10 protein-coding genes are annotated in these 13,535 nt (G+C 43.7%); 5 read left to right on the top strand and 5 right to left on the bottom strand.

Features of this window, described 5'->3' with window-relative positions:
* Positions 1-206: 206 nt before the first annotated feature.
* The 4 genes from ACEYW6_RS10760 to ACEYW6_RS10745 form a co-directional block, all read right to left on the bottom strand.
* Positions 207-3,407: a GAF domain-containing protein gene (locus ACEYW6_RS10760; protein ID WP_412979707.1), complete on the bottom strand. Its 3,201-nt coding sequence runs from the start codon at positions 3,405-3,407 to the stop codon at positions 207-209.
* Between the two features lie 124 nt (positions 3,408-3,531).
* Positions 3,532-4,017 (bottom strand): hypothetical protein, encoded by a 486-nt coding sequence (locus tag ACEYW6_RS10755; RefSeq protein WP_412979706.1) that lies wholly within the window; start codon positions 4,015-4,017, stop codon positions 3,532-3,534.
* An 86-nt stretch (positions 4,018-4,103) separates the two neighbouring features.
* Positions 4,104-5,486 (bottom strand): aminopeptidase P family protein, encoded by a 1,383-nt coding sequence (locus ACEYW6_RS10750; protein WP_412979705.1) that lies wholly within the window; start codon positions 5,484-5,486, stop codon positions 4,104-4,106.
* A 162-nt stretch (positions 5,487-5,648) separates the two neighbouring features.
* Positions 5,649-5,879 (bottom strand): hypothetical protein, encoded by a 231-nt coding sequence (locus ACEYW6_RS10745; RefSeq protein WP_412979704.1) that lies wholly within the window; start codon positions 5,877-5,879, stop codon positions 5,649-5,651.
* 203 nt (positions 5,880-6,082) lie between these two features.
* Here ACEYW6_RS10745 and ACEYW6_RS10740 point away from each other — a divergent pair, with 203 nt between their 5' ends.
* The gene (locus ACEYW6_RS10740) at positions 6,083-6,883 is read left to right on the top strand and encodes a PhzF family phenazine biosynthesis protein (protein WP_412979703.1); all 801 of its coding nucleotides are present in this window, start codon (positions 6,083-6,085) and stop codon (positions 6,881-6,883) included.
* Between the two features lie 481 nt (positions 6,884-7,364).
* On the top strand, positions 7,365-7,805 hold the full coding sequence (locus tag ACEYW6_RS10735; RefSeq protein WP_190889628.1) for a DUF4332 domain-containing protein: 441 nt from the start codon (positions 7,365-7,367) through the stop codon (positions 7,803-7,805).
* Positions 7,806-7,853: 48 nt separating this feature from the next.
* Here the strand turns inward: ACEYW6_RS10735 and ACEYW6_RS10730 are convergent, their stop codons facing one another.
* Complete coding sequence (locus tag ACEYW6_RS10730; RefSeq protein WP_190889630.1) at positions 7,854-8,468, bottom strand: TetR/AcrR family transcriptional regulator; 615 nt, start codon at positions 8,466-8,468, stop codon at positions 7,854-7,856.
* Positions 8,469-8,618: 150 nt separating this feature from the next.
* Here ACEYW6_RS10730 and ACEYW6_RS10725 point away from each other — a divergent pair, with 150 nt between their 5' ends.
* The 3 genes from ACEYW6_RS10725 (at position 8,619) to ACEYW6_RS10715 (ending at position 13,334) form a co-directional block, all read left to right on the top strand.
* Positions 8,619-10,274, top strand: coding sequence for a M16 family metallopeptidase (locus ACEYW6_RS10725; RefSeq protein WP_412979702.1), 1,656 nt, complete (start codon positions 8,619-8,621; stop codon positions 10,272-10,274).
* A gap of 28 nt (positions 10,275-10,302) precedes the next feature.
* Positions 10,303-11,811: a M16 family metallopeptidase gene (locus ACEYW6_RS10720; RefSeq protein WP_412979701.1), complete on the top strand. Its 1,509-nt coding sequence runs from the start codon at positions 10,303-10,305 to the stop codon at positions 11,809-11,811.
* Between the two features lie 1,262 nt (positions 11,812-13,073).
* The gene (locus ACEYW6_RS10715) at positions 13,074-13,334 is read left to right on the top strand and encodes a hypothetical protein (protein WP_412979700.1); all 261 of its coding nucleotides are present in this window, start codon (positions 13,074-13,076) and stop codon (positions 13,332-13,334) included.
* Positions 13,335-13,535: the final 201 nt, after the last annotated feature.

The following is a 13,535-nucleotide window of genomic DNA, read 5'->3' as shown; positions in this document are numbered from 1 at the left end:
TTTATTGAATTGGCAAACTGTCCTTTGGTTGTAAATTTTGATTTTTTCAAAGGGAAAAATGCCAGCACTACAGATGATTAGGAAAGTTATCTGGGTGACTGAAAAGTTAAAACAATTATGTAATACTACCGTGATCAAAACAGTACTGAGGGCTGAGTGATAATTTTTCAGGTGAGTTCGCAAAAATCATCACTTTGCCTCTTTGTTTATACTTGGTCTAACACATTAACTTTAGATACTGATTTTCTAGCTGTTACCTGACGAATTGGCAACTCAACCACAAACTCTGTACCTTTGCCAAGTTCAGATTGGCAGTATATCTTGCCGTTGTGTTTTTCTGTAACTATCTGATAGCTGATAGACAATCCCAGTCCTGTACCTTTACCGACAACCTTGGTAGTAAAAAATGGATCGAACAGTCGAGAAAGGACTTTTTCATCCATGCCAAGTCCGTTGTCGGCTATGCGAATGACAATCCAATCTTTATTGAGCAGGGAGGTAGAAATTCGGATTTTGCTGGGGTTTTTTGCGATTGCTTCGGAAGATTGTTGCGTGGTTCGTTCTTCTAGGGCATCAATGGCATTGGACAGCAAATTCATAAATACCTGATTCAACTGACCGGGATAGCATTCTATTAGAGGTAATGTATTATAATCTTTGCTCACATCAATGGTGAAGCTATCGGCTGAGGGCTTCAAACGGTTTTGCAAAATCATCAATGTACTGTCGATGCCTTCGTGAATATTTGCTGGCTTGAAGTCAGCTTCGTCTAGGCGCGAGAAGTTCCGCAAAGAGGTGACAATTTCGCAAATGCGCTCAGTGCCGACCTGCATGGACTGGAATAATTTAGGTAAGTCCTCAAATAAATACTCTATTTCAGCTTTATTGAAAAACTCTTGGATCTCTGGTACGGCATTGGGATAATGATGCCAAAAAAGTTCCACATAGCGAAGCAATTCTTGCGTGTATTGGTGGGCATGTTCCAAGTTGCCGTGGATGAAATTAATGGGATTATTAATTTCATGGGCAACTCCCGCCACTAGTTGACCCAAACTAGCCATTTTTTCAGCGTGGATAATTTGCATCTGGGCTTTACGCAACTCATTTAGTGTCTGGGCGAGTTGATTCGCTTCTTCACGAGTTTGACCCAGCAAACTGGATTGCTGAAACAAGTTGGCTTGATGCAGCGCTACGCTGAGTTGAGCTGCCACTTGGGTGACAAATTCCAATTCAGCCTCTTCCCAATTACGTGTATGGGTGCATTGGTGAATGCACAACAAACCCCATAGTTCATCGCCTTCCATCAACGGCACAATAATCTGTGCTTTGACTTGGAATCGCTCAATCACATCAAGATGAGGTACTTTGGAGCCAACGCTGTTGACATCAGATATTACTTGCACTTGCCCTTGGCGATATTGCGGTGCGTATTGGTCACCGAAGCAATAGTCTTGCACCTTTACAGCGAGGGCAGAATCAAATTTGGGTAACACATCTTCAGCAATAAATTCACCGCTGCAAAAACCGACATTAGGATCAAAGCGGAAGATGCCGACTCGATCTGTACTTAGCGATCGCCGCACTTCCTGTACTGTGGTTTTAAGGATCGTCTCCAAATCCAACGATTCCCGAATTTTGACGACCAAATCAAATAAAATCCGGCGCTGTTCCGCTGATTTGTGTAGTTCATCAGCGCGAGTTTGAATTTGAGTCACCATTTGCGAACTTTGCAGCGCTACTCCGAGTTGGCTGGCAACCTGCCCCAAAAATTCCACTTCCACACTATCCCACTGGCGCGGCGCAGAATGTTGATAGGCAGCCAACAATCCCCACAGATTCCGTCCTACAAAAATTGGGGTCAACACATAGGCGCGAATCTTAAACTGCTCCAAAATATCTAGGTGACAACGTGAGTGTCCGGCTTGGTAGATGTCATTTACAGCAAAATTTTCGTTGTTGCGGTAGCGTCCGCCTTTGGTTTCTTGGAGGTGGGTATCTTCCCAAACGAGATTTTTGCCAAAGGGATTGATGCTGTCCCACTGGGCCTCAAGCATGCCGAAATGACTGACGAATTCACCACTCCAGTCTGGATTAAAACGATAAACGCCGACTCGCTCAACTCGCAGCAATTTACACACTTCCTGGCAAGTAGTTTTCAGGATTAAATCAATATCCAGAGATGAGCGAATTTTGCCGACAACTTCAGTTAATCCCCGTTGCCGAGCGATCGCATCTTGTAGGGCGATCGCCTGTTGTTTTGACTGAGTTAAATTCTCGGCTTGCTGAATTGCAACCCCTAATTGTGCCCCTACCTGTCCGAGGAACTCAACTTCGTAATTTGCCCATTGCCGCGGCCCAGAGTGTTGATACGCCGATATCAGTCCCCACAGTTTTGGCCCGATGAAGATGGGCGCTAAGATATACGCCCGAATCTTAAATTGCTCTAGAATGTCAATGTGACAACGCGAGTGACCGACTTGATAAATATCATTTACGGTAAAACTTTCGTTATTGCGGTAGCGACCGCCTTTTGTCTCTTGGAGGTGGGTATCTTCCCAAACGAGATTTCTACCAAATGGATTGATTCGCTCCCACTGTGCCTCTACCAGACCGAATTGGCTCACAAATTCACCGCTCCAGTCTTCATTGAAGCGATAAACCGCCGCCCGCTCTAGCTTCAGGAGTTTGCAAAGTTCCTGACAGGCGGTATTCAGAATAATTTCGGTGTTCACAGACGAGCGAATATTCCCTACCACTTCCGTCAAGGCGCGTTGCCGCGCGATCGCATCTTGCAGTTCTGCTGTGCGTTGTTTGGTTTGTTCTAGGTTTTCTGCCTGCTGCATTGCCACACCGAGATGGCTGGCAGCTTGCACTAAGAATTCGACTTCGTTACGATGCCATTGTCTAGGAGCGGAGTGTTGATATGCTGCAAGCATCCCCCATAGTTTTGCACCAATGAAAATAGGTGCGATCGCATAAGCCCGAATTTGAAACTGTTCTAATACCTCAAGATGACACCGAGAATGTCCTGCATCGTAAATGTCAGCCACGGCAAATGGCTCATTTTTGCGATATCGCCCTCCCTGAGTTTCTTGCAAATGTGAATCTTCCCATACTAAGCCCTGCCCAAAGGCGGTCAGTCTATCCCAAGGAGGTTCTGCAAAGCCAAAATGATTGATGAAACTACCGCTCCAGTCTGGGTTGAAGCGATAAATTGCAACTCGCTCAATCTTCAATTGCCGACAAATATCTTGACAAGAAGTCGAGCATAGAGATTCTAGGTTTACAGATGAGCGAATCTTAGCCAGAATTCTCCCCAAGATTTTTTGGTACTGGACCGTTAGCTGTAGCTGTTTGTGGCAATCTTGCAGGTCTAATAGGTTCGACTCATAACCGTTTATCGTCATAAAGTATAGAGAAAATGAAATACCTCCTTTTAGTATTCCCTTGTTGATTTTTTAGATCACAGAATGAAACTAGATTGCCAATATTATTGGGTCATATCATTTAAAAACTGCTGTAATTGCCCTTTTATGATTGAGTTGCTGTTGGTTTTGAACGCTGTTGTTGATAAAAGCGGACAACTTTTTGCACATACTCAGCAGTGAAGCCTTTGTCACAACCTGTATAGCTACCAGTCATCCACCAACAAGCTGCGCCGCGCACAGATGCAATTTCATTATTGTTGGTGGCGCTCAACTGATTGGTTAACTCACGGCGGGTAATACAAGAAACAACTTGACGAGCGATCGCAGGGCTGTTTTCAAACTGTGTCGGTGTCAGTTCTCGTTTTAGACAAGTTTTTGTCCAGCCTTTGAGGGTTTCTGGTTTAACTTGCCATTCGCTGTAATATCCATCGTTGGGATTTTTTGTCTGCGGTGCAGCTTGTCGCAATGCCTCTACCATCGCCGCAACTTGAATATCAGAAACCGGCTGCTGTGCTTGAGCTAATAATGGCAAGAGTCCGAAGCTGACAATAACTCCGTTGAGTAATAATCCTATGGGGTTTTTTATCATGAATTTGGAATTATTTTAGATATTACGAGGTGAAATACTATGTCTTCACGATACCAATCGGCAAGGCTTAAAGTAGTGGATATTTTTTAACAACCCACTAAATCTTCTATAGCACTGGCACTATTCGGTAATGCGGCTGTTAAAACTTCGCTACCTTTTGCGGTAACTAAAACATCATCTTCGATGCGGATTCCGCGCACATCAGCAAATTCAGATAAACGCTGCCAATTCACTACATTCTGATATTTTGAGCGCACATTTACATCATTTAAAATTGCTGGTACTTGATAAAAACCAGGTTCAATTGTGACTAACATTCCTGGACGCAGGGGACGATTTAAACGGAGGTAGCCTAAGCCAAAGCGATCGCTCCTTTCACGTCCCTCTTCATACCCTGCTAAATCACCCAAATCTTCCATATCATGGACATCTAAACCCAGTAGATGACCGATACCATGAGGGAAAAACAGCGCATGGGCATCCATTTCTACTAAATCTTGGGGATTTCCTTGTAAAATGCCCAACTCTACTAAACCTTCAGCTATAACCGTGGCAGCTAGCAAATGAATATCCCCATACTCTGCACCAGGGTGTATTTTAGCAATGCAAGCATCATGGGCTGCCAATACGACATTATATATCTCTCTTTGGGTGGATGAAAACTTACCGGAAACTGGCCACGTGCGAGTCACATCACCTGCCCAACCCATCTCAGTTTCAGCACCAACATCGGCAAGTAATAAGTCGCCTGGTTGTAGGGGATGGTGATACTGTTCGTTGTGCAAAACTTCACCGTGGACGGTGACAATACTGTTGTAAGAAGTTGTCATATTGTGGGCAATAATTACCCCTTCCATCGCTGCACGAACTTCTGCTTCCAACTTGGCTTTAGGTGTTGCTGCCATACCAGCTTTGTGCGCCTCAACAGTGACAGCCGCAGCTTTTCGCAACTGGGTTAATGCAGCTTCATCATGAGTGAGGCGGAGAGAAACGATCGCTTTAGCTAACTCTAAGTCAATTCCTTGGGGAGGACTTTGTGGTAAAACCCATCTACTTAATAGCTGCGTCTGCTGCGTCCAAGTAGCTGCATCTTGTACAGCAAGTGTGGCGGCATCTTCTATCCAAGACTCTAATTCTGCCATCGGTCGGGCCACATCCGCTCCAATCTTCTGAGCTATTTCCTCACGGGTTGGCATTTCTCCATGCCAAAGGGCGCTGCTAGGTGATGGATCATCGATAAATAGTTCTAGCTTGCCGGCTTCTAGACGAATTGCCGCCTTTGATAATGGCAGTCCGGCAAAATAGAGGAAATGACTGCTAGCGCGAAACGGAAAGGGATTTGCTGCAAAGTTGCGTGGAGTGTTGCTACCTGACCACAAAATTACTGGAAGATCAATGAGATTGGCTAGTTGTTGCCGACGGTGGCGTAAAGTATCGATGAGGGAAGTAGAAGTTTGTTGAATCAGCATAAATGGAAACTCAAAGAGAAGGATAAAGTTTAGGGACTTCCAACTAAAAAAATATTTCATTGCTACTGTTAACTGTTGACCGTTGACAGTTCACAGTCAACAGTCAACGACCTCAAGCAGAATAATTTATTTTTTGGAGTTCCCTTATAGCTTTGCCTTTATTTAGTCGTTATCATCATCGTCATCGTCTTTATTATCCTGGCGATCATTATTCTTGCGATCGCTATCTTTGTCGTCGTCATCTTCGTCGTTCTGGTTAGGTTGTACGACTGGTTTTTGTTGCTCAGTTGGAGCAAGTGGCTGTGGTACTTCAACAGCACAACTAACTAATCCTCCAGAAATTAGCGCCAAGTTGACAGCAGCAAAGATGCTTCTAAAGATTTTTATCGTCATGTTTACGTTTTGCTTTGACATTAGATCCCAGTTTTTGGAGATTCTATTCCTAATTTATATGTATATGGCGCGTTTGGATGTAACACGGCTGGCTGTACGCCCCTAGGAATGATCCGCAGTCTTAGAAGAATTGCAACGGTCGGCATAAATCTTTAACGCACTGCTGATAAATATATTGCTATCTAACTTTCAAGGTGACTCTAATGGGACAAACCATTACCCAGGTTGATGCTTTTACCAATACACCTTTTACAGGTAATCCTGCTGCTGTTTGTGTTTTGCCTACTCCCCAAGACGAACGCTGGATGCAGAATGTGGCGCAGGAGATGAATTTATCTGAGACGGCTTTTCTAGTTAGACAGGATGATGGCTTCAATCTGCGTTGGTTTACGCCCACAGTAGAAGTACCGCTTTGTGGTCATGCAACTTTAGCTAGTGCCCATGTGCTTTGGTCAGAGGGGCATTTGCCACGGAATGAAGTTGCGCGTTTTTACACCAAAAGCGGAGTGCTAATTGCTAACTTGCAAGGTGAGTGGATTGAGTTAGATTTTCCTGTGAATCATTCACAAGAAACAGTCGCCCCGCGAGAACTTAAGGCTGCTTTGGGTGTACCGTACAAATCTGTTTTCTTGAATTCCTTTGGCTATTTAGTGGAATTGGCATCTGAAGATTTGGTACGGCAAATTCAGCCAAATTTCCAAATACTAAAAACGTTGCCTATTTCTGAGATCATTGTCACCAGCCTCACTAAACCTGATTCTCAATATGATTTCGTTTCTCGCTTATTTGCACCGGGTTTAGGAATTGATGAAGACCCTGTAACTGGGGCGACTCATTGCTGTCTTGCTCCCTTCTGGCGCGATCGCTTGCACAAAAATGAGTTATTGGCTTATCAGGCATCCAGACGCGGTGGGGTGGTGAAGGTGTATTATGACGGAGGCGATCGCGTCTTTCTCAGCGGACAAGCGGTAACTGTTATGCGAGGAGAATTATTTACCGCATAAATTTATATCTTGCATCAAACGATTAAAATCACGGCTACAAGAACAAAGCCTGCATGGGCAAGCTTCAAAACCCTTGATTTTACCTTAGTACGCAGATGCAGACTTGATTTGTCTAGCCGGGATTTTAATCGTTTGAAATAAGAATGCTACAAAGTTTGTTTGATAGAGTTGGGCTGCGCTTTTCGGAATCGGGGTCAGAAGAGGCAGGGGAGCGGGGAGCAGGGAGCAAGGGGGAGGTAGTAACGGATCTTGTACTCCGACCAATCGAGAACCCTCGCTTTTGGGCGGGGCTTGATACCTATGTTCCGCTCTGCTTCACGGCAACTCTTGGAGACGCTGCGCAAACGGGACTTTCTATTGCTCCCCCTGCTCCCAGCAAGAACTGCCCCTCCGCCTCTTCGGTCAGTCGATACAATCTCATTGCAAGAGGTTGGATGGCAACTGTCACAATATTTAAAGAAGCCTATATTTAATTTCAAAAATGTCTGCTAAAAATACAAATAATCGGAGTCGTATCCAATCTCGTGACTGGCCAATTGAGCAATTGCCTGGACTGAGCCACGAGGAACAATCTCAACTGCAAAATTGTGGAATTCCTAGCACAGTAGCGCTAATTAAACAAGGGAAAACTCTAGAGGCAAGACTAGCGTTAGCAAATAAACTACAAATCCATCTTCAGTATGTAAATAAATGGATGGCTTTAGCTGACTTGGCGCGTATTCCCAGTGTAGGCATACAATATTGTGGTTTATTGCTCCATGCGGGTATTGGCTCTGTGGCGCAGTTGGCTCAAACTCCCACTCACAGATTGCACCAACAAATTATGCGTTTGCAAGTAGCAACAATGCAGCGACGAGATTTGTGTCCAGCTATTGAGCTAGTACAACAGTGGAGTCAGCAAGCGCAAGCAATCATTAGTTAGGAGTTAAAACTCATAATTCATCATTCATAACTCCTAACTCATAATTCTTTACTCTTTGGCTAAAACACCATTAAGGAAGATATCAGCGAGTCCTTCTGCCATTTCCTGCATTTGTTGGGGAGAAGCGTCAGGTTCTATGAGGGTGTTGTTAGAAAAACCTGCGATCGCAAACATTCCCAAGAAAACTTTGGCAACTAGCTTGGCATCCATTTTGCGATAAATGCCTTTATCCATAGCTGTTTGAAAGAATGCTTCGCCCACATCAGTCATTTTGGTAATGACTTCTAACTGGATGCGATCGCGCAAGTCAGGATGAAACTGCACCTCCATAAAACAAACGCGCATTAAATCGGCATTTTTTTGGAAGTTCCACATCCGGCGACGCATCACCTGAGCTACGGCTTTATAGCTGCCCATCTCACTTAATTCTGTCAGCAAATCTGTGAGAATCTCTACCCATCCACTCGTGGCTACTTCCACCAAAATTGCCTTTTTATTGGGAAAATGACGAAAGAGAGTGCCTTCAGCTACACCTGCTGCTTGTGCCAAGTCGCGGGTGGTAGTGCCGTCAAATCCTTGAGAGGCAAACAAGCGTTGTGCTGCCTGTAAAATCCGGGTGCGTGTCTGAGCCTCTGAGGGTGGGGAAGAATTAAAAACTCGCATAACAGTTATGGTGAGATTTGCGGAACAGGATTTGTAGCATTATTGTCTAACGTCAAGAACAAAAAGCCTAACATGCTTAATACAACATTAACGCCCTTTTGCTAAGTATCCTGTTTTTTAGGTAGTGTAACTTTATCTTAATTTGCGCTTATGAACCAGATGAGTCGGTCAATTTTGGATTTTAGATTGGGGATTTTGCATTGGTCAGATAAAGTATCTGTCATATTGCGGCGGTTGTTTGTCGCTTTGTTGGCTTTGATCATTTTCTGGTGGGGATTGCTGCCAGAAATTGCTCTGGCTCAAACTCAGACGGTACCTTTTCCCCAAAGAGTTCTGCAACCTACAAAAACTCAAACTCCACCACTTCAAAGTTCGATCCAACCTTATCTGGATCGAGTCATCAAGGAGTTAACGGAATTTCGCCTCGACAATGGTCTAAAGTTCATTGTCTTGGAACGACATCAAGCGCCTGTAGTTTCTTTTCTTACCTATGCAAATGTCGGTGGAGTGGATGAGCCAGATGGCAAAACTGGTGTAGCTCACTTTCTGGAACATTTGGCGTTTAAAGGGACGACGCGTATTGGTACAGAAGACTACAAAAAAGAAAAACCTCTATTAGAAACCTTAGAACGGTTGGATGGCCAAATTAAAACAGCAAAAGCCGATGGCAAAAAAGATGAGGTTGCTCGGTTAGAAGCTGAGTTTAAGCAAGTGGAATTGCAAGCAGCCAAGCTTGTCAAGCAAAACGAATTGGGGCAAATTGTCGAACAAGCGGGAGGCGTGGGTTTAAATGCCAATACTTCAACTGAAGCTACCCGTTATTTGTACAGCTTTCCTGCCAATAAGCTGGAACTTTGGATGTCGCTGGAGTCGGAACGGTTTCTCGATCCTGTAATTCGTCGTGAGTTTTATAAAGAGAAAGATGTAATTTTAGAAGAGCGACGGATGCGGGTAGATAATTCACCTATTGGACAGATGGTGGAAAAATTTATCGATACTGCTTACAAAGCACATCCATATAGGCGGCCGGTGATTGGTTATGACCAAGATATCCGTAATCTGACCCCAGAAGATGTCCAAAAGTTTTTTGATACTCACTACGTACCAAGTAATTTGACCATTGCCATTGTCGGAGATGTTAACCCGGCTGAGGTGAAAAAACTGGCGCAAACTTATTTTGGCCGCTTTCAAGCAAAAACCAAAGCTGTTGAACAAATCCCGGTGGAACCGCCACAACAACAAACACGGGAAGTTACTTTACAGCTACCTTCTCAGCCCTGGTATTTAGAAGGTTATCATCGTCCGGCAATTACCCATCCAGATAATGCAGTTTATGAAATCATTGGCAGTTTATTAAGTGATGGGCGCACGTCGCGGTTGTATAAATCTTTGGTAGAAAAGCAACGTTTGGCGTTAAATGCTCAAGGTTACAGTGGATTTCCTGGAGATAAGTACCCAAACCTCATATTTTTCTATGCTCTCACGGCTCCTGGTCATACAGTTGATGAATTGGCGGTGGCTTTGCGCCAAGAAATTGACAAATTAAAAACTGAGCCTGTAGCGGCGGCTGATTTAAAACGGGTGAAAACCCAAGCACGGGCGGGTTTGTTACGTACCCTCGATTCAAATATGGGGATGGCTCAACAATTGTTGGAATATGAAGTGAAAACTGGCTCTTGGCGGAATTTGTTTAAGCAGTTGGATGATATTTCGGCGGTGACGACGGCTGATATTGTGCGCGTGGCAAAGGAGACATTTACGCCGAAAAATCGCACGATTGGTAAGTTGTTGTCGAAAGAAGCTTAAGAGAAAGGAACCGCAAAGGTAAAGAGATATGCAGAGGTCTAAGGTGAAGGGTAAACAATTCGGAATTCAAAAGAGTCAGAGGCTGATTTATGCTTTGGTTGCTGTTTTTACGTGTTTACTTTTAACTTGTAACTTTTCTCTGGCGGCGACGGCTGAGGCAAAGCATCATACTGAGTTGCAGTTGCCATCGCTACCTGAGATCAAGTTACCCAAGTATGAGCGGTTTGTTCTCCAAAACGGCTTGGTTGTCTATTTAATGGAGGATCACGAGTTACCGTTGGTGAATGGGACAGCGTTTGTGCGGACAGGAAATCGCTTGGAACCACTGGAAAAAGTCGGCTTGGCTGGTTTTACAGGGGCGGTGATGCGAACTGGGGGAACTAAGAAGCATTCGGCTGATGAACTCAACGAGATGTTGGAACAACGCGCGGCATCTGTGGAAGTTAGTATTGCTGAAGCTTCTGGTAGTGCTAGCTTTGACGCACTCAGTGAAGATTTAGAAACGGTGTTTGGGCTGTTTGCTGAGGTGTTGCGATCGCCAGTATTTGCTCAAGAAAAGCTAGACTTGGCTAAGACACAGGCTAAGGGTGGCATTGCCCGTCGCAATGATGATCCAGATGGGATTGCAAGTCGAGAATTTAAGAAATTGATCTATGGGAAAGATAGCCCCTATGCTCGCACCATAGAGTATGCAACGGTGGATCAGGTTGAGCGTGAGGATTTGCTCAAGTTTTATCAGCAATATTTCCACCCCAATAATATGATTTTGGGGATTGTGGGGGATTTTGACTCTAAGAAAATGCGATCGCTTATTCAAGCTAAGTTTGGTGACTGGAAGCGCAACCCAGGTATTGCTAAACCCAAATTACCAAATGTTTCGCCAGCTAATACAGGTGGAGTCTTTTTTGTCAATCAGCCACAACTGACGCAAAGTAGTGTGCTTCTAGGACATTTAGGCGGACGGTTCGACAATCCCGATTATGCAGCGCTAGATGTATTGAATGGGGTGTTGAATGGATTTGGTGGACGCTTATTTAATGAATTGCGATCGCGTCAAGGTTTAGCTTACTCTGTCTATGGCCACTGGAGTCCCCGTTTCGACTATCCTGGCATGTTTATTGCTGGTGGGCAAACGCGATCGGATGCTACCGTGCAGTTTGTCAAAGCCTTACAAGATGAAATCAAGCGCATCCAAACTCAAAGAGTGACTGCAAAAGAACTCGCTTTTGCAAAAGAGTCTACACTCAACTCTTTTGTATTCAACTTTCAAGACCCCAGCCAAACCTTATCACGGTTGATGCGATACGAATATTACGGCTATCCTGCTGATTTCCTCTTTCGCTATCAAAAAGCCGTCGCCGCCACCACCGCCGCTGATGTGCAACGGGTAGCACGAGAATACCTCAAGCCAGAAAAGCTTGTGACTCTAGTGGTGGGTAATCAAACCGCCATTCAACCACCATTAACGCAGCTAGCAGCACAGGTGACACCAATAGATGTAACCATTCCTGGTTCGCAGCCACAGGCGAAGAATTAATCACAAATTGCAATCTAAATGAGTAGAGACGCGATCAATCGTGTCTCTACTCATTTAGAAAGACAAGCAATATCAGAATATTATAAAATCATTTCTTTTACAGACGAAACTCCTTTAGTTATGTCTTGAAAATTAAGCCTAAAAATTTAAATCTTTAAAATTAGATTGCAAAATAAAAGTGATGGAGTCTGGATTTGTAGCTTAATCTTATCTAAGGCTAAATCAAGTAATATCACTAGATTTTGTGAGGTACATCAATAGTCATGATAATAATATCCGACCTGCATTCTAGTAGTGGCGAAAGTCTGCTTACTGAAGTAACCGCTTGGGAAATGAGAACTATAGAGGGTGGAAGAAGAAGAAGAAGATCAAGAACAGAGGAAGTAGATACTTCTAATATACTTTCAACAGAAAATATGGAAGAGACTGTTGCTGCTTGGTTAACTAGGCTAGATCAACAGATAGTAGATTTACGACTTCAGCTTAGTGGTGCACAATCATAACAATTTGATAGTCATTAGGATCGTGCGCTCTTAGATTAATTAAGAGCGCACGATTTTTATTCAGATATTTTTCCAAATGATTGAACAGATAACTCCAAATATAGCGGTTCTCGTTTACGTGAGGTACACCCGTAGGGGCACGGCACTGCCCCATTGGTGTCAACTTAACGTGAAAGCCAGTCTAAAACAAGGTTTTAAAGATTATCTCTTACCTCGTTCCCAGTCGGAGACTGGGAATGCCCGTCGTTGGGGCTGCCGCCTCTCTTGCTGGCGGCAGAGCCGCTTTTGAGTAGCATTTCCAGCCTCTTGCTGGAAACGAGGTCTAGCTTAAGTTGACACCAATGGGCACTGCCCGTGCCCCTACACCTGGCTCTATTAGCTTCAACTCGAATAGGTTGCTAAATATAGCAGTCGTAAATCATTCGTTAAAAGTTAGGTTCTCGAATTCTCAATAATTCGGGAATCTGGACAGTGATAATTTTCATAGATGACATCAATACATAATTATGAAAAACCAAAAATACTTGATTGTTAAGAGAGTATATAAATAAACTTAATGCTACCCTTTATAAAACATTTTTTGAATAAAAATAGAGCCATAAAGAAAGACGTAACCCATTTATTTATGTCTTACGAATCAGGTTTACAAGCTTGATTTTTCTAAAAATTACGAATAAAAATGGAATCAGCGGTTAAGCAATACACAGCTTAATCGCCGCTAAATCTGCTCAACTGTGACAATTATTTTAGGAGAAAATTATGGCGAGTATCGCTCTTTCGCAACTAAATACCACTGGTTCTGAACTGTTCCAAGATTCTGAAAGCTTCCTCAACGACCTGAACAATTTAGATTCCATCACTATTTATGGTGGTGATAGTGAAGTTTCCGATGTTTCTGAGGGCATAGAGCCACTTTTAGGTTACGGCATTAAGGGACAAGAGTTCGGATTGTTAGCCTTTGGAGCTAGCTTGACTGCACACATCCTCAAGTCATATAGCGACACTGATACTTTCTTGTAATTGACTACTGAGCTACATTGCTCTGTAGAACTTTTGGAATTAGCGATTAAGCAATACACAGCTTAATCGCTACCAAATCTGCTCAACTGTAGACAATTCCTTTAGGAGAAAATTATGGCGAGTATCGCTCTTTCGCAACTAAATACCACTGGTTCTGAACTGTTCCAAGATTCTGAAAGCTTCCTCAACGACCTGAACAAT

It is taken from the genome of Nostoc sp. UIC 10607, assembly GCF_047228265.1.
In the GTDB taxonomy this organism is placed as follows: domain Bacteria; phylum Cyanobacteriota; class Cyanobacteriia; order Cyanobacteriales; family Nostocaceae; genus Nostoc; species Nostoc foliaceum_A.
The sequence above is the reverse complement of the archived record's forward strand: the minus strand, read 5'-3'. Positions and strand labels throughout refer to the sequence as shown.